Consider the following 17,617-nt stretch of genomic DNA (forward strand, 5'->3'; position numbering starts at 1 on the left):
GGAGCGACCTGATGGTCAAGCGATTGCCCGTGTTTATCCTGGTCGGGATGCTGGGCGCCTGTTCCAGCACCCCGGAGGTTACGGCCGATAAGCCGGGCGCGCCGAAAGGCGGCTGCTATCAGTCGCAATGGCAGGCGGAAACCGTCCCGGTGATCAACAAGCGGCTCGGCCCGGATGGCCTGGAAAAATACGATGACGAACACCAGCGCCGGGCTCAGGGTTGCCCTTGATCGGTTGATGGCAACCTACCGGCCAGTTTGTGGTCTGCTAGAGGATATTGGATGAAAGGTGTCGTGGCCCTGATGGCCCTGGCAGTACTGGGCGGATGCGCAAGCTTCACGTCTTCACCGGCGCCGTCGGACAGCTGGACCCGCTGGGTGTGTGATAGCCAGGCCGAACTGCTCTGGCGCTTTGCCGACAGCAGCCAGCAGAACGTGGACGTTCGTCTGGGTGGCGGTGACCAGGTCTATCGGCTCAAGGCCGAACCGGGCGCCTCGGGTTCGTTGTACAGCGATGGTGTGCTGGCGTTTCACAGCAAAGGTGACGAAGGCCTGGTTTACTGGGTCGCCACCAACGATTTGATAGGGCGGGGCTGCAAGGCGCCGTGACTGGCCGGGCCGCGTGATGGCGGCCCACACTACTTGAATAGCAACCGCCACTGCGGCAGGCTTGCACGAAAAACGACGCTTGTCGGGAGAGAGATACACAATGGCACTCATTAGCATGCGCCAGATGCTGGACCACGCCGCCGAGTTTGGCTACGGCGTACCAGCTTTCAACGTCAACAACCTCGAGCAGATGCGCGCCATCATGGAAGCTGCCGACAAGACCGACTCTCCGGTGATTGTCCAGGCCTCGGCCGGTGCCCGCAAATACGCTGGCGCCCCGTTCCTGCGCCACCTTATCCTGGCTGCCATCGAAGAATTCCCGCACATTCCGGTGTGCATGCACCAGGATCACGGCACCAGCCCTGACGTGTGCCAACGCTCGATCCAGCTGGGCTTCAGTTCGGTGATGATGGATGGCTCCCTGGGTGAAGACGGCAAGACCCCGACCGACTATGAGTACAACGTCCGTGTGACCCAGCAGACCGTGGCCATGGCTCACGCCTGCGGCGTTTCGGTTGAAGGTGAGCTGGGCTGCCTGGGCTCGCTGGAAACCGGCATGGCCGGCGAAGAAGACGGCATCGGTGCCGAAGGCATTCTGGATCACAGCCAGATGCTGACCGACCCGGAAGAAGCCGCCGACTTCGTCAAGAAGACCCAGGTCGATGCCCTGGCCATCGCCATCGGCACCAGCCACGGCGCCTACAAGTTCACCAAGCCACCTACCGGTGACGTCCTGGCGATCGACCGTATCAAGGAAATCCACAAGCGCATTCCTAACACCCACCTGGTGATGCACGGTTCTTCTTCGGTGCCGCAAGAGTGGCTGGCGATCATCAACCAGTATGGCGGCGACATCAAAGAGACCTACGGCGTACCGGTTGAAGAGATCGTCGAAGGCATCAAGTATGGCGTGCGCAAGGTCAACATCGACACCGACCTGCGCCTGGCCTCCACCGGTGCCATGCGTCGCCTGATGGCGCAGAACCCGAGCGAGTTCGATCCGCGCAAGTTCTTCGGTGCTACCGTAACGGCCATGCGTGATGTGTGCATCGCCCGTTATGAAGCTTTCGGTACTGCCGGCAATGCCTCCAAGATCAAGCCGATCTCCCTGGAAGGCATGTTCCAGCGTTACCTCAAGGGTGAGCTGGCCGCCAAGGTCAACTAAGTCCGGGGCATTAAGAAAACCCGCAGCGATGCGGGTTTTTTTATGCCCTTCGCGCCAAGTACAGGGTTGTAGTGGCCTGAGTGGACAGACCGTTAGTCGGCTTACGGAGCTTTCCTGCGATGATGTCAATCTGATGACTTCAGATTTGTGGCAGCCAGGTCTAGAGTTAGTCTCGGATTTCAACCGAAATTCGATGTCGGTTTCACAAGAGAAGCAGCATGGATTGCGCGCAACCTCACACAAACGATGGCGGCTCGGTACTACTGGTCGTCGATGATTACCCTGAAAATCTGATCAGCATGCGTGCCCTGCTGGCCCGTCAGGACTGGCAAGTACTCACCGCAAGCTCAGGAACGGAAGCACTGAGCGCGTTGCTTGAACATGAAGTCGACCTGGTCCTGTTGGATGTGCAGATGCCAGGCATGGATGGCTTCGAAGTAGCACGCCTGATGCGCGGAAGCCAACGCACGCGGCTTACACCGATCATTTTTCTGACCGCCAACGAGCAGTCCCAGGCTGCCGTGCTCAAGGGTTATGCCAGTGGCGCGGTGGATTACCTGTTCAAACCCTTTGACCCTCAGATCCTCAAGCCCAAGGTTCAGGCCTTGCTGGAGCAGCAACGCAACCGTCGTTCGTTGCAGCGCCTGAGTCATGACCTGGAGGCCGCGCGGGCGTTCAATGCGTCAGTGCTGGAAAATGCGGCCGAGGGCATCCTGGTGGTGGCCGAAGACGGCTTGATCCGTTTTGCCAACCCAGCGATCTCCCGTTTGCTCGATGCGCCGTTCGAACACTTGCAGGGCATGGGTTTGCTGGATTTCGTGCAGTCACCTGGATCAGCCTCGTGGCGGGACTCGGCGTTTTACCAGGCTTATCTGGAGCGAGGCACCCTGCGTATTCACGATGCAGTCTTGCGTACGGTGGGAGGGCATCCGATACCGGTAGCGCTGTCGTGCGCGCCGTTGCCAAGTGAGCAGCGCGCGTTGGTAGTTACGGTGCTGGATATGTCTGTGGTGCGCAATCTGCATCAGCAACTTGAGTACCAGGCCATCACCGATCCGTTGACCGGCCTGCTCAACCGGCGTGGTTTCTACCAGGCCGCGGAAAGTGCGCTATTGCGCAACGAGCGCTCGGACCGGCCCCAGGCGTTGTTGTTCCTGGATCTGGACGGATTCAAGCGCATCAACGACTCACTGGGGCATGAGGCCGGTGACCGGGTGCTCAACTGGGTGGCCGAGCAGCTCAAGGATTGCCTGGGTACCTGTGCGATTCTCGCGCGCATGGGCGGCGATGAATTCACCGCGCTGCTCGATTCGCTCGAGTACCCCGAGCAGGCTGCGCGTTGTGCCGAAAAGCTGATCGAGCGAATGTCGATCTACCAGGAGATCGACGGGCTGGAAGTCACGCTTGGGGTCAGCATCGGTATTGCCACCTATCCTGAATGCGGGGCCAGTATCGATGGGCTGCTGCGGGCTGCGGATGCCGCGATGTATGCGGCTAAACAGTCGGGACGCCAGCAGTACCGGTATTACGATCAGGACCTGAACGGTCGCGCGCGTTCACGGCTGATGCTGGAAGACAGTGTACGTGGCGCCATCGAGCATGAGGAATTCAGCCTGGTCTACCAACCTCAGGTGACGTTGGCTGATGGCCGCCTGCGGGGCTTCGAGGCGCTGTTGCGTTGGCGTCATCCCAGCGTCGGTGACGTGCCGCCAGGTTTGTTCATTCCCCTGCTGGAGGAGGCTCACCTGATCACCCGTCTGGCCAGCTGGATTTACCAGAAAGGTGCAGTACAGCGCCGGGCCTGGTACGAACGCTACGACGCCGGTCTGGTGTTGGGCATCAGCTTGAGTCAGGTGCAGTTCAGCATGCCCAACCTGGTTGAAGAGCTGGCGCGGGTGATTCTCAGCCAGGATCTGGAGCCTGCCCAGCTGGAGGTGGAAATTGCCGAGAGCTCTTTGCGCTACAACCTCGACGATGCCATGAAACAGCTGCACAGACTGCATGAGCTGGGTGTGCGTGTCGCCCTGGATGATTTTGGCGCCGGTGATTGTTCGTTGCGTATGGTCCGCGATTTGCCCATCGATACCCTGAAGCTCGATCGGCAACTGGTGGCACGATTACCGGGCTCGATTGCTGACGCCGCCATGGTCCGCTGTGTGATTGAGTTGTGCCGGGAGTATGGGATCAGCGTGATCGCCGAAGGGGTCGAAACACCTGAGCAGGCGCGCTGGTTGCAGGCCAATGGCTGTGAGTACGTGCAAGGTTTTCTGCTGGCGCATCCGATGACCGCAGGGGACGCCAGTGAGTTTCCACGCTTTTTTGACTGGCAACAGGTGTAGTTGGGTACACTGCGTTATTACTCGCCTGCTTCCCGACCATGACCGCGCTCAAGTACCTGCAAGCCTATCCGCCCGCCCTGCAAGACCAGGTCCGCCAGTTGATCGCCAGCAATCGCCTGGGCGACTACCTGCAGCAGCGTTATCCGGAGCGTCATGGCGTGCAGAGTGACAAGGCGTTGTACAGCTATGCCCAGGGCCTCAAGCAGGAGTACCTGCGAAATGCGCCGAACCTGGACAAAGTGTTGTTCGATAACCGCCTGGACCTGACCCATCGCGCCCTGGGCCTGCACACTGCAGTATCACGGGTGCAGGGTGGCAAGTTGAAGGCGAAGAAGGAAATTCGCATCGCCTCGCTATTCAAGGAAGCGGCGCCGCAGTTCTTGAAAATGATCGTGGTGCATGAGTTGGCCCACTTGAGGGAAAGCGATCACAACAAGGCCTTTTACCAGCTCTGCGAACACATGCAACCGGGCTACCATCAACTGGAGTTCGACCTGCGTGTCTACCTGACTTACCGCGAGCTGCCTGGCAAAGGGTGAGCCGTGAGGACCTGCCAATGGATGTGAGCAAGACCAAGACCAGCTTCTACCGTCGACTGTACGTCGCCTGGCTGATCGACAGCCAGACCGCCACTACTGTGCCGGCGCTGATGGAGGCGACCGGTATGCCCCGGCGCACGGCCCAGGACACCATCGCCGCATTGGCTGACCTGGATATCGTCTGTGAGTTCGAGCAGCAGGCGGGGGCGCGCAATCATGCCGGGCATTATCGGATTCACGCTTGGGGGGCGATCGACAAGGAGTGGATCATCCAGCATTTGCGCCGTATTCGTGAGGTTCTCGGGTATCCCTGAGGGCCTTCTCGCGGGCTTGGCCCGCGATGCTTCTAGCCGCGACGCATCCCAAGATGCGGAGTATCGTTTTCAAGATATTCCTTACCCGCCACAACAAAGCCATAACGCTCGTAGTAGCCCTGCAAGTGCGTCTGTGCCGACAGATAAACCGGCACACCGGGCCAGTGCTTCTCGGCCTGCTCAAGCGCCGTTTCCATCAGTTTATGGCCCAATTCCTGACGCCGTGCCGACGGCGCAGTGACCACGTGGTCAATCACCACATCGCCACCCTGGGACTCCGGATCGAGCAGACGCAAGTAGGCTTGTAGTTCGTTATCCTGCCAGGCCATCAGGTGAAAGGTATCGCCCTCCAGGTCCTGGCCATCGATTTCCTGGTGGGCGCTCTTGTGCTCGACCACGAAGACTTCGGTGCGCAGCCGCAGAATGGCATAGAGTTGTTCCTTGCCAAGATCGCTGTGATGTTTACAGATCCAGTCGATGCTCATGGTGGTTCTCAAGCAGTTGATTAGCTCGATCATGGCAGATGCCAGGGGCGAGGACGAGGGCGAAATTGCCACAAGTCAACACGGAACGTGATGGAATTCAAAATAGAGGCCATTTGATATCATTGCCTCTGCCTCAAGGCTTCATCTTTGTGTAACCTGCGCAAACGTGCTGACAGCGGTAACTCTCAAGCAGTTGATATCAATGACGTGCAATGGCGCGTCTACTAAAGGATTTGAGCATGGCTGCACTGCTTCGAGTCTTGGCTTTGCTTGGATTGCTGTTGGCGTTCAGCACCGCGCAAGCTGAAAAGCTGCGCCTGGTTGCCGACAGTTGGCCGCCCTTTGCTGACAGCGGTATGCCCGGTGGTGGCCTGGCGACTGTGATTGTCACCACCGCCTTGCAGCGTGCCGGTTTTGCCAGCGAGTTCGAGCAGGTGCCTTGGGCACGGGCGATGCTGGGTGTGGAAGAAGGGCGCTACGATGTGCTGATCAATGCCTGGTTCAATGAGAGCCGTACTCGGATCGGGCAGTTTTCCACCAGCTACCTGACCAACCGCATTCGTCTGCTCAAGCGCAAGGGGGATGCGCTCAGGTTCAATACCCTGAGTGATCTGTACCCTTATTCCATCGCTATTGTGCGGGACTATACCTACTCGCCCGCGTTCGATGCTGACCAGCAGTTGCAAAAAGTCCCGGTGCGCAGCTTTTCGGGTGCGGTGCGTATGCTTGCCGCGGGCAGAGTGGGCCTGACGCTGGATGACGAGTACGTCGCGCGTTACTTTCTGCAGCGCGAGTCGCGCTCAGTGCGCGACGCTGTCGAGCTCATCGACAAGCCGCTCAGCGAGAACAGTCTGCATATTCTGGTGAGCCTGAAAAACCCCCGGCACCGGCAGATTGTTGCCGGCTTCGACCGCGCCATCGCCGAGATGAAGGCCGATGGCAGCTATGAGCGGTTGCTCAAGCACTATGGCTTTTGATCAGGCCGGCGCGTCCTTGATCAGGTGTGCGGCCAGGGTGCGCAATGGTCCCAGCTGACGACAGATTAGCGCTAGCTGGGTTTGTACCAGGCGCTGGTTTTCCTCCAGCTCTTCGGGCATCTGTTCAAGCGCATTGGCCAAGGCTTCCTCGGCATCGCTGTGGATGGCCACTGGCAGCTTGCTGGCCAGGCCTTCGGCAATTTCGTCCAGGCTGTTGGCCAAGCTGGCCCCGGCGCCGTCGATCAACTGCTCGTGAACATCGGCGGGCAGGGTGGTTTCACGGTGCGCGCCCAGGCCTGACAGGTAACTGAGCAAGGTGTGCGAGAGCACCAGGAAGCGAAAGCCGACATCCGCTTCCTTGCGAAAGTGCCCAGGCTCCATGAGCATGTTGGCCAGGGTGGTCGACAGCGCTGCGTCAGCGTTATGGGCGTTGCGCCGGGCCAGGCGATAGGCCAGGTCGTCGCGCTTGCCTTGGGCGTACTGTTGCATGATCTGGCGCAGGTAGGTGCTGTTGCAGCTCAGGGTATTGGCCAGCACTTTGTTCAAACGCCGACCCTGCCAGTCCGGGAGGAACAGGAACACCGCGAGAATGGCGATCAGGCTACCGATCAGGGTATCGAACAGGCGTGGCAGGAACAGCCCGTAGCCGTCGCCGACCTGGTTGAAGCAGAACAGCACCATCAGGGTGATCGCCGCAGTGGCCAGGGTGTAGCGGGTGGTGCGGTTGACGAAGAACACCACCCCGGCCGCGACGGCGAACAGCGACTGGATGATCGGGCTCGGAAACAGGTCGAACAGCGCCCAGCCCACTGTCAGGCCGATGCCGGTACCGATGATCCGCTGCACCAGCTTGCGCCGCGTCGCACCATAGTTGGGCTGGCAGACGAACAGGGTTGTCAGGATGATCCAGTAACCCTGGGTCGGGTGGATCAGGTGCACCATGCCATAGCCGATTGACAGCGCCAGGGGCAGGCGCAGGGCGTGGCGGAACAGCAGTGAGGTCGGTGTCAGGTGCTGGCGCAGACGGCTCCAGACATCGGCCAGATTGCGCGGTGAGCGGTCGAGCAGACTGCTGTCGCTGGCATCGGCCAGATTATCGGGATTGCTCGCATCGCTGAGCAGGCGGTCAAGGGTTGCCAGGTTGGCGGCCAGGGCGCGCAGCGAGCGCAGCAGCCCTAGCCAGGCCGGGTTGCTCTGGAGGCGCAGGTGCTCCAGGGAGGCATTCAGGTCTTCCAGGGCCTGGGCAAAACCGCTGTCGTAGATGAACGGCTGGCGCAGCTGGATCGACTCGGACAATTGCTGGCAGGCCACACCTTGCTGGCGCAGCAGGCGCTGGCAGCGGAACAGCACGTCGCTGTGGAAGAAGGCTTCGGTCAGGGCGTTATAGGGGTAGTGCGAAGAGCTGGCACGCTCGTGGATGTCCTGGGCGAGAAAATACAGCTTCAGGTAACGGCTGACCTTTGAGCCGGGCCGGCCATTGCCGACCCGGTGCAGGATGATTTCCTTGGCGGCATTGAGCGCAGCCACCACTCGGCCATTCTGTTGTGCCAGTTCCAGGCGCCGGGCTTCCACATCCAGCTGACGGATCGGTTCGAACAGGATCGCCTTGAGTTTCAGATAGCGGCCCAGTTCACGGAACAGTCGCGCCAGGCTTTGCTGCACCGGCTGGTTGGAGAACAACGCCTGCCACAACACCGAGAGCAGCCCGTACCAGGTTGCTCCGGCCACCAGCAGCAGGGGTTCGTGCCAGAAGTCGCTGACTTCACCGCCGCGCTGGTCCACGCCGATCATGGTATAGACCGAGAGAATCAGCGTAGCCGAGGCGATGGCGCCGTAGCGCTCACCCAAGGCGCCAAGCATGGTCAGGGCAAAGCTGGCCAGGGCCAGGGCACAGACAAAAATGAGCGGATAGGGGAATAGCAACTCCACTGACAGCGCGGCAACGGTAAAGCACACCAGGGTGACGGCCAGGGCGTTCAGACGCCCTTGCCAGCTGTCGTCGGTCTCGGCCAGGGCACTGGCGATAATGCCAAGGAACAGCGGGATCAGCAGGCTCATCTCATCCAGATACCAGCACAGCAACATGCTGCCGGTCAGGGCGATGAGTACGCGGATGGCATAGCTGAATTTGTCCAGGGCCCAGAGGCGGCGCAATGATTGGCTGAACGAGGAGGATGACATATCGGGTAGGCAGGCCTTGGGCGATGATCGAAATTGAGCCCGTCAGATGGCAGCCGTGTTACGGCTGCCATCTGACGGGCAAAATTTGTTCCTTGATGCGCTGATTCTACCGCGAAGGTTAGACGAACTGCGCGGCCGCGTACGCCGATGCCCAGGCCCACTGGAAGTTGAAACCGCCCAAGTGGCCGCTGACGTCGAGTACTTCGCCAATGAAGTACAGCCCCGGGCTTTTCAGCGACTCCATAGTCTTGGAGGACACCTCTCGGGTATCGACGCCACCGAGGGTTACCTCGGCGGTGCGATAGCCTTCGGTTCCGGCCGGAACCACCTGCCAGGTTGCAAGCTTGTTGCTGACCTGGGCCAGTTCTGCCGGGGTGTACTGCTTCATCGGCTTGGAGACGAACCAGTGCTCGCTCAGCAGGTTTGCCATCTTCTTGGTGAAGACCTCGCCGAGCAGGGTTTTCAGCTCGCTGTTGGGACGCTCGATTTGTTGCTGTTGCAGCCAGGTCAAGGCGTCGTGGTCTGGCAGTAGGTTGATCTCGACCGTGTCGCCGGCCTCCCAGAACGAAGAGATCTGCAGGATCGCAGGGCCGCTCAGGCCGCGGTGGGTGAACAGCAGGTTCTCGCGAAAACTGCTGCCGTTGCAGCTGGCGATACAGTCTACGGAGCTGCCGGACAGCTCGGTGCAGATGCCCTTGAACACCGGCTCGGTGATGGTGAACGGTACCAGTGCTGCACGCGTCGGCAGCAGGGTGTGGCCGAACTGGCGGGCGACCTGATAGCCGAAGCCGGTTGCGCCCAGGGTCGGGATCGACAGGCCGCCTGTGGCGATCACCAGCGATTGGCACTGGAATTGTCCGGCGCTGGTTTCCAGCAAGTAACCACCGTCGATTTTCTCGATCTGATCGATGCGGGTGTCCATGCGCAGCTCGGCGCCGGCATTGTCGCACTCGCTCAGGAGCATGCCGAGGATGTCGCTGGACTTGTTATCGCAGAACAGTTGGCCGAGTTTCTTCTCGTGATAGGGCACGGCGTGTTTGCCGACCATCTCGATGAAGTCCCACTGGGTGTAGCGGGCCAGGGCCGACTTGCAGAAATGCGGGTTCTGGGAAAGAAAGTTGGCGGGTTCGGTGTACATATTGGTGAAGTTGCAGCGGCCACCACCGGACATCAGGATCTTCTTGCCCGGTTTGTTGGCGTGGTCGAGCAGCAGTACCTGACGGCCGCGACCAGCGGCGGTCAGGGCACACATCAGGCCGGCGGCGCCTGCGCCAATGATGATTACTTCGGTGGAACGCACTGCAAAATCCTCAAAGATCGCTGGTGAAGCTATCGCGGGCCAGCAAATTCAACAAACAACTCAGACGATGCGTACCCGCAACGACCGGCCCTTGATCTTGCCGCTGTTGAGCCGCTGCAGCGCCTGCTTGGCTACCGCCCGCTCCACGGCAACAAACGCCTGGAAGTCGAAAATGGCGATCTTGCCCACCTGAGTGCCCGGCAACCCGGCTTCACCGGTCAGGGCGCCGAGGATATCGCCTGGGCGCAGTTTGTCCTTGCGCCCGGCAGCGATGCACAGAGTGCTCATGGTCGGCACCAGCGGTGCGCCACCCTGATTCTTCAGGCTGTCCAGCTGCTCCCAGCGCAGCGGCGCTTTCTGCAGGTCTTCGATGGCCTGGGCGCGATGTCCTTCGGACGGTGCCACCAGGCTCGCCGCCAGGCCCTTCTCACCCGCACGGCCAGTACGACCGACCCGGTGCACGTGAATCTCGGCATCACGGGCCAGCTCGACGTTGATCACCATGTCCAGCGCATCGATATCCAGCCCTCGCGCGGCGACATCAGTGGCAACCAGCACCGACAGGCTGCGGTTGGCGAACAGGGTCAGAACCTGGTCACGATCACGCTGCTCCAGGTCGCCATGCAGCGTTTCGGCGGCAATGCCCTTGGCCTGCAGGTGCTCGACCAGCTCCTGGCACTGCTGCTTGGTGAAGCAGAAGGCCACGCACGACTGCGGGCGGAAATGCCCGAGCAGCTTGGTGACGGCGTCCATGCGCTGGCCCGGATCGATCTCGTAGAAATGCTGCTCGATCTGGCTGTCGGCGTGCAGCGCCTCGACCTTGACCTGCTGCGGGTTGCGCATGAATGCAGACGACAGTTGCTTGATCCCGGCCGGGTAGGTGGCGGAGAACAGCAGGGTCTGACGGCGCTCCGGCGTTTGCCCGATGATGTCGGCGATGGCATCGTAGAAGCCCATGTCGAGCATGCGGTCGGCTTCATCGAGAATCAGCGTGTTGAGCCCGTCGAGCACCAGGGTGCCTTTGCTCAGATGTTGCTGAACGCGGCCGGGGGTGCCGACGATGATATGCGCGCCATGCTCCAGCGAGGCGATCTGCGGGCCTAGGGACACGCCGCCGCACAGGGTCAGGATCTTGATGTTGTCTTCAGCACGGGCCAGGCGGCGCAGCTCTTTGGCCACCTGATCGGCCAACTCGCGGGTCGGGCACAAGACCAGGGCCTGGCAACCGAAGTAACGCGGATTGATCGGGTTGAGCAGGCCGATGCCGAACGCGGCGGTCTTGCCGCTACCGGTCTTGGCCTGGGCGATCAGGTCCATGCCCTTGAGGATTACCGGCAGGCTCTGGGCCTGGATCGGGGTCATCTGGGCGTAGCCGAGGGCGTTCAGGTTGGCCAGCATGGCGGCGGACAGCGGCAAGGTGGCGAAGGCGGTGGCAATGGTGGTCACGAGGCGGGCCTGCAAAACAAAATGTCGCGCAGTGTACCAGCCTCGACGCCATTAGCCCTAAGGCTCGATCTCCGGTTCCGGACGAGGGGCACGCCTTCCGTCCATCCTCGACAGCTGCATGAAGATCGCCGCCGCCAGCATGGCCATCAGGCCAATGCTCAGGAAGGTTAACTGGAACGCCTCCAGGGTGCTCTCAACGCCTTTGGCACTGCCCGATGCCGTGAAGCCGCCGAGCAGTGCACCGGCACACGCCACGCCAAGGCTCAGGGATAGTTGCGCCACCACCGACAACAGGCTGTTGCCGCTGCTGGCGCTGGCATCGTCCAGATCGATCAGGGTGACAGTGTTCATCGCCGTGAACTGCATGGAGTTGACCGCACCGAGCAGGCCCAGCTGGAACAGCAGCAGGGCGTAGGGCGTCTGTTCGTCCACCAGGCCCAGGCTGGCCAACAACAAACCGAGCAACAGGGTGTTGCCGGTGAGGAGGGTGCGGTAGCCGAAGCGCTCGATCAGCGGGCGGGCGATCGACTTAGCCAGCATTGCTGCCGCCGCCAGGGGAATCATGCTCATACCGGCTTGTGCCGGCGAGTAGCCCAGGGCCACCTGCAACAGCAACGGCACCAGGAATGGCAGGGCGCCGCTGCCCAGGCGGGCGAACAGGTTACCGAGGATGCCGACGGAAAAGGTCCGGGTGCGAAACAGCTTGGGCGAAAACAGCGGGTTGTCGACGCTGCCGGCGCGCAGCCAGTAGGCTGCCAGGCAAGCCATGCCGGCGAACAGCAGCAACATCACTCGCAGGTGCGGCAGGTGCAGTTCGCCCAGGCCTTCCATGGCAATGGTGATCAGCACCATGGCCGCGCCAAACAGCACAAAGCCCACGCCGTCGAAACGTGTGCGCTCACTGCCGCGCAGGTCGGGAATGAAGCGCCACACGGCGTAACAGCCGATGACGCCGACCGGCAGGTTGAGCAGAAAGATCCAGTGCCAACTGAGGATTTCCACCAACCAGCCGCCCATGGTCGGGCCAAGCAACGGGCCGAGCAGACCGGGAATGGTGATGAAGCTCATGATCCGCACCAGCTCCGAGCGCGGGTAGGCGCGCAGCACCACCAGCCGCCCGACCGGCAGCATCAAGGCGCCCCCCAGCCCTTGGATCACCCGGGCTGCCACCAACATGCTCAGGTTGTCGGCCAGGGCACAGAGCAGCGAGCCGAGGCTGAACAGCAGGATGGCGCCGAAGAAGATCCGCTTGGTGCCGAAACGGTCGGCGATCCAGCCCGAAGCCGGGATCAGCAGGGCCACGGTGAGCATGTAGGCGACGATTACCGACTGCATGCGCAGCGGGTTTTCGGCCAGGTCGCGGGCCATGGCCGGCAGGGCGGTGTTGAGGATGGTGCCGTCCAGCGACTGCATGAAGAAGGCGATGGCCACCACCCAGGGGATCCAGCGGGCGGTGACAGGGTCCAGCGGAGCGCGGTTGGGCATGATTTGCTCAGGTGTCCTTTAGGGCCTCATCGCCGGCAAGGCCGGCTCCTACGGAGGGTGATGCACTGCCTGGACTTGTGGGGGCCGGCTTTGCCGGCGATCGGGTCATCACAATGTCAGCGTCAGGCGCTTGACCAAGGCTCCAGGCAAATGACTCGAACTGGTCTGCCGCTGTCCGTAGGTGCTGGTCGACAGAATCAGCTCGCGCTCTGTCGTTAAAGCCTCCAACTGCGAACCCAACAAACTGTAGACGCTGTCATCAAAGCGCATGGTGCTGACCGGCGCCTGGATCTGCCCGTCTTCGACCCAGAAGGTGGCGAAGCGGGTCAGGCCGGTCATGCGCGCGGCTGGCAGGTCGGAGAAGTTCAGGTACCAGAGGTTGCTGATGTACAGGCCAGTGCCCAGGCGGGTCAGGATGTCGCGTTGTTCGAGTTCGCCAGCAGCCATACTCAGGGCGCAAGGTGATTCATGGCCATCGGCACCGTTGGCGGCTAGTTCGAACTCGGCGGCGCTACGGGCGCAGATCAGGCGGTCCAGAGCTTTTCCCTGCTCGATCAGGCGCAAGTCGCTGCGAGGCGTGCCTTCGTCGGAAAACGCCGGGCTCAGCGAGCCACTGACTTGCTCGGCAATACTGACGTGCGGATTCAAGCGCGCATCACTGGCGTACAAGCGTTGCAGAGGGCTGTTCTTGGTCGCCAGTGACTGGGCGGAAAAGCCGCCCCAGCAGAGCATGCCCATGATTTCATCCATGGCTGCCGGGGCCAGGTAGGCGCGGTACTCGCCGGGCGCCAGGTTTTTCAGCGGGCGCCCGAGGTACTCCAGCTGTTCGCGTGCCTGGCGCAGGCGCAGGGCAAAGGCTTCGCCGTCCCAGTGCTGCCCGGCATAGTTGGCCTTGACCGCCTGGCCATTGCTATGGAACAGGCTCCAGTCGAAGTTGAAGCTGTTGGCCTGGTGCCAGCCGAAGGCCCCAAACGAGCTGGCAAAACCCCGGCAGATCGGGCCTGCGGCGTAGATGCCGACCAGATCCAGCTCCCTGGCACCCTGTTCGATCTGTGCCAGCACCTGGTCAATCTCGGGCAGCGCCTGGTCCTGCACGCTATGGCTTTGCCAGGCGTTGTCGTTGAGTTGCAGGTAGGGGTCGGCCTCCAGCAGCGGCAAGGTCTGGCGCAGTTGTTCGACAGCCTGGGCCAGGCGCTGCTGATCGACGTCAGCATCATTGCCCAGGGTGAACTGCAGATCGCCCTGGCGCCCATCCTTGACCAGCTTGATGATGCAGCTGGCTTGCTGGACCTCGCCGGCCTGGCGCACCTTGGCATGGTTGAAGCGAATGAACTGCGAGTGTTCGGCGCTGTAACTCAGGGTGAAATGTTCGGGGGCGCGGACCTGTTCTTGCAGGCTGGCAACAAGTGCTTGGAAACTGTGCAGTGGGGTGGCAGCCATCAGGCGTCTCCTCCGAATACGTCGATCTGGCTGAATACGCAGGCAGGTGAGGCGTGCCCGACCCGCACCACCTGGTTAGGCTCGCCCTTGCCGCAGTTCGGCGTGCCGAGAACCTGCAAGGTGCTGGCATCGCCAATCGCGCTGAGGTTGCCCCAGAACTGCGCGGAAATACCCCGGTAGTTGGGGTTTTTGACCACGCCTTTGAGTTCGCCGTTTTCGATCAACTGGCCCCATTCGCAGCCGAACTGGAACTTGTTGCGCGCGTCATCGATGGACCAGGAGCGATTGGTGCGCATCAGGATGCCGTGTTCGATATTGCCGATCATTTGTTCCAGACTCTGGTCACCTGGTTCGATATTGAGGTTGGCCATGCGATCGATCGGCGCCCGGTTCCAGCCACAGGCGCGGCTGTTGGCGACGCCGTCCAGGCCCGAACGGAACTGCGACAGGGCCCCGCCCAGCGGACGCAGCAGCAAGCCATCGCGGATCAGGAACTGCTTGCTGGCGGCGCTACCGTCGTCGTCATGGCTGTAGCTGGCCAGTTCTTCTCCGATGGTCGGGTCGAACGTCACGTTGAGCAGTTTCGAGCCGTATTGCAGGGTGCCGAAGTCACTGGCTTTGACGAAGCTGGTACCAGCATAGTTGCGCTCGTCGCCGAGGATACGGTCCATTTCCAGCGGGTGGCCGATTGACTCATGGATCTGCAGCATCATCTGGTCCGGCATCAGCAACAGGTCGCGCACGCCGCTCGGGGTATTGGGCGCCAACAGCAGTTGCAGCGCCTGGTCGGCGACCTTGACGCCGGCGCCAACCAGGCCGCAGCGTTCGATGACATCCAGGCCGCCCTGCTGGCCGAAGTTCTCCCGGCCCAGGGTGCGGCTCTGGCTGTCCTGACCATCGAAAGCGGTGACCGTGAAACCTGGATAGATAAAACGCTGGGCCTGGCGCAGTTCGGCACCGGCGGTGCTCAGGTAAATCTGTTCGACGTTGTTGATGCCAAGGCTGGCCTGCCAGTTCACCAGGCGGCTGTCGGCGGGCACGCTGTTCGACTCACGGCTGAGCAAGTCATAGCAGTCGGCCAGGGACGGCAAGGGCTGTTCGAGGTTTGGCGAGCGATAGTCGCTGCGCTCGGTGGCCACTGGCTGCTCGCTGAGGTCAAGCAGGGCGCGTGCGGCAATCTGCGCGGCCAGTTTTTCTGCCTGTTCCAGGGCGCGTTGCAGGCCCGACTGGGACAGGTCGGCAGTGGCGGCGTAGGCTTCCACACCCTTGAGCCGGACCGTCAGCATCGCCCCTTCATCGCGGAAGAAAAACGGCGGCTCGGCAACGTTCTTGCGCACTGAAAGTTGCTGCTGGGACTGCTGCACATAGCGCAGGGAAAAAAACTCGGCACCGCTGCGCAGGGCGGCAAAGCGCTGGCGCAGCAATGCAGTCATCTCGAACATGCAAGAAACCTCCGTGTGTACGGTGGTTCCCCCTCAGAACCACTCGTCGCGCATGCTCAGGCAGGTATCGTCGCGGGCCTCGAGCAATGCCAGCTCATTATGGCAGCCCGGCACTTCCCAGGTCAGGAAATAACGCGCGGCCTGCAATTTGCCCAGGTAGAAGTCGTGGTCGGCCGGGTTGCCTTGGGCCAACCCTTGTTCGGCACGGATCGCCTGCTCCAGCCAGCGCCAGCCGATCACGCAGTGACCAAAGGCCTTGAGGTACAGCGCAGAGTTGGCCAGGGCGCTGTTGACCTGACATTGGGCCAGGTCGCCGAGCAGGTCCAGCGTCACGCTCTGCAGGCGAATCTGTAGTTGCTCCAATGGCGTGCGCAGGTGATCCAAGCTGGCAAATTCGCGTGCCCGCTCGCAGGTTCCGGCGATCAGGCGCACCAGTTGTTTGAGCCCGGCGCCGCCGTTCTGTGCCAGCTTGCGGCCGAGCAGGTCGAGCGACTGGATGCCATGGGTGCCTTCGTGAATCGGGTTCAGACGGTTGTCACGGTAATACTGTTCGACCGGGTATTCGCGGGTATAACCGTGGCCACCGAGGATCTGGATCGCCAGTTCGTTGGCCTTGAGGCAGAACTCCGAGGGCCAGGATTTGACGATCGGGGTCAGCAGGTCGAGCAGTTCTTGGGCCTGTTTACGCTGGGCCTCGGTTTCGCCGCTCTGGGTTTCATCAAACAATCGCGCTGCGTACAGGCCCAGGTCAAAGGCGCCTTCGACGTAGGCTTTCTGGGTCAGCAACATGCGCTTTACATCGCTATGGCCGATGATCGGTATCGCAGCGGTGGCCGGGTCCTTGTTGTCCGGCAGGCGTCCTTGCGGACGCTGGCGGGCATAGTCGAGCGAGTACAGGTAGCCGGCATAGCCGAGCATCACCGCGCCCATGCCGACCCCGATGCGCGCTTCGTTCATCATCTGGAACATGCAGGCCAGGCCCTGGTGCGGCTGGCCTACCAGGTAACCAACACATTGTCCGTTGTCGCCGAAATTCAACGCTGTCGAGGTGGTGCCGCGCCAACCCATTTTGTGGAACAAGCCGGCCAGCAGCACATCGTTGCGCGGGCCCAGGCTGCCGTCGGTATTGACCAGGAACTTCGGCACGATGAACAGCGAAATGCCTTTCACCCCGGGCGGTGCGTCCGGCAATTTGGCCAGGACCATGTGCACGATGTTTTCCGACAGTGGGTGGTCGCCGCCAGAGATAAAGATCTTGTTGCCGCGCAGCCGGTAACTGCCATCGCTGGCCGGTTCTGCGCGGGTGCGGATATCGGCCAGGGACGAGCCGGCGTGAGGTTCGGTCAGGGCCATGGTGCCGAAGAAGCGGCCTTCGATCATTGGCTGCAGGAACAGGCGTTTTTGCTCATCACTGCCAAAGCTCTCGATCAGGTTGGCCGCGCCCATGGTCAGGAACGGGTAAGCGGTGGTGCCCGCGTTGGCCGCCTGGAAGTGGGCAAAACAAGCTTGTGAAAGCAGCGTCGGCAGCTGCATGCCGCCAGCTTCGAAGTCGCGGGTGGCATTGAGGAAACCGGCTTCGAGGAAGGCATCAACCGCCGGCTTGACCTCGGGGATCAGCAGCGCTTCGCCATTCTCGTAACGCGGCTCGTGTTCGTCGCCCTTGCGGTTGTGTGGCGCGAAATATTTCTCGGCAATGGTCCGGGCTGTGTTCAGTGCAGCGTCAAAGGTTTCGCGGTTGTGCTCGGCAAAGCGTGGGCGCTGGGTGAGGGCCTCGGCGTCGAGCACTTCGTAGAGTTCGAAGGCCAGGTTGCGGGCGCTGAGCAGGGTCTCGGGCATGACGGCATTCCTGTCTGGGGATGCGTCGAGTCTAGGGGGGAGGGAAGAGCGCGGACAGAG

General features: G+C 61.6%; 15 protein-coding genes. 7 read left to right on the plus strand and 8 right to left on the minus strand.

All coding sequences use genetic code 11. From position 1 onward, the window contains the following. The first annotated feature begins 11 nt into the window (after window positions 1-11). The 6 genes from ACRESH_RS01670 to ACRESH_RS01695 all read left to right on the plus strand — a co-directional run bounded on the left by ACRESH_RS01670 (window position 12) and on the right by ACRESH_RS01695 (window position 4,965). Window positions 12-230, plus strand: coding sequence for a hypothetical protein (locus ACRESH_RS01670; RefSeq protein ID WP_431740299.1), 219 nt, complete (start codon window positions 12-14; stop codon window positions 228-230). Window positions 231-281: 51 nt separating this feature from the next. Further along, on the plus strand, window positions 282-608 hold the full coding sequence (locus ACRESH_RS01675) for an MliC family protein (RefSeq protein WP_431740300.1): 327 nt from the start codon (window positions 282-284) through the stop codon (window positions 606-608). A gap of 100 nt (window positions 609-708) precedes the next feature. Next, complete coding sequence (gene fba, locus ACRESH_RS01680) at window positions 709-1,773, plus strand: class II fructose-bisphosphate aldolase (protein ID WP_045182031.1); 1,065 nt, start codon at window positions 709-711, stop codon at window positions 1,771-1,773. Between the two features lie 218 nt (window positions 1,774-1,991). Beyond that, entirely contained in the window at window positions 1,992-4,112 is a 2,121-nt protein-coding gene (locus ACRESH_RS01685) for a putative bifunctional diguanylate cyclase/phosphodiesterase (RefSeq protein ID WP_431740301.1), read from the plus strand. 38 nt (window positions 4,113-4,150) lie between these two features. Further along, window positions 4,151-4,651, plus strand: coding sequence for a M48 metallopeptidase family protein (locus tag ACRESH_RS01690; RefSeq protein ID WP_431740302.1), 501 nt, complete (start codon window positions 4,151-4,153; stop codon window positions 4,649-4,651). 17 nt (window positions 4,652-4,668) lie between these two features. Then, window positions 4,669-4,965: a winged helix-turn-helix domain-containing protein gene (locus ACRESH_RS01695; protein ID WP_431740303.1), complete on the plus strand. Its 297-nt coding sequence runs from the start codon at window positions 4,669-4,671 to the stop codon at window positions 4,963-4,965. Window positions 4,966-4,997: 32 nt separating this feature from the next. On the opposite strand, the gene ACRESH_RS01700 is transcribed toward ACRESH_RS01695, so the two are convergent. Next, window positions 4,998-5,450 carry a GNAT family N-acetyltransferase gene (locus ACRESH_RS01700; RefSeq protein WP_431740304.1) on the minus strand — a complete coding sequence of 151 codons (453 nt, stop codon included), beginning with the start codon at window positions 5,448-5,450 and terminating at the stop codon, window positions 4,998-5,000. Between the two features lie 239 nt (window positions 5,451-5,689). Here ACRESH_RS01700 and ACRESH_RS01705 point away from each other — a divergent pair, with 239 nt between their 5' ends. After that, window positions 5,690-6,427: a substrate-binding periplasmic protein gene (locus ACRESH_RS01705; protein WP_431740305.1), complete on the plus strand. Its 738-nt coding sequence runs from the start codon at window positions 5,690-5,692 to the stop codon at window positions 6,425-6,427. Here the strand turns inward: ACRESH_RS01705 and yccS are convergent, their stop codons facing one another. From yccS to ACRESH_RS01740, 7 genes are all read right to left on the minus strand, one after another. After that, complete coding sequence (gene yccS, locus ACRESH_RS01710; RefSeq protein WP_431740306.1) at window positions 6,428-8,608, minus strand: YccS family putative transporter; 2,181 nt, start codon at window positions 8,606-8,608, stop codon at window positions 6,428-6,430. A 118-nt stretch (window positions 8,609-8,726) separates the two neighbouring features. After that, window positions 8,727-9,908, minus strand: coding sequence for an NAD(P)/FAD-dependent oxidoreductase (locus ACRESH_RS01715; protein WP_431740307.1), 1,182 nt, complete (start codon window positions 9,906-9,908; stop codon window positions 8,727-8,729). 60 nt (window positions 9,909-9,968) lie between these two features. Further along, window positions 9,969-11,306, minus strand: coding sequence for an ATP-dependent RNA helicase DbpA (gene dbpA / locus ACRESH_RS01720; RefSeq protein WP_431740478.1), 1,338 nt, complete (start codon window positions 11,304-11,306; stop codon window positions 9,969-9,971). Window positions 11,307-11,411: 105 nt separating this feature from the next. Further along, window positions 11,412-12,839 carry a multidrug transporter subunit MdtD gene (mdtD, locus tag ACRESH_RS01725; RefSeq protein WP_431740308.1) on the minus strand — a complete coding sequence of 476 codons (1,428 nt, stop codon included), beginning with the start codon at window positions 12,837-12,839 and terminating at the stop codon, window positions 11,412-11,414. A gap of 108 nt (window positions 12,840-12,947) precedes the next feature. Next, window positions 12,948-14,279 (minus strand): TldD/PmbA family protein, encoded by a 1,332-nt coding sequence (locus ACRESH_RS01730; protein ID WP_431740309.1) that lies wholly within the window; start codon window positions 14,277-14,279, stop codon window positions 12,948-12,950. Continuing rightward, entirely contained in the window at window positions 14,279-15,721 is a 1,443-nt protein-coding gene (locus ACRESH_RS01735; RefSeq protein WP_431740310.1) for a TldD/PmbA family protein, read from the minus strand. Before ACRESH_RS01735 ends, ACRESH_RS01730 begins: the two co-directional genes overlap by 1 nt. A 33-nt stretch (window positions 15,722-15,754) precedes the next feature. Then, the gene (locus ACRESH_RS01740; RefSeq protein ID WP_431740311.1) at window positions 15,755-17,557 is read right to left on the minus strand and encodes an acyl-CoA dehydrogenase; all 1,803 of its coding nucleotides are present in this window, start codon (window positions 17,555-17,557) and stop codon (window positions 15,755-15,757) included. Window positions 17,558-17,617: the final 60 nt, after the last annotated feature.

The sequence above is a fragment of the Pseudomonas sp. genome, assembly GCF_050739775.1.
Classification (GTDB): domain Bacteria; phylum Pseudomonadota; class Gammaproteobacteria; order Pseudomonadales; family Pseudomonadaceae; genus Aquipseudomonas.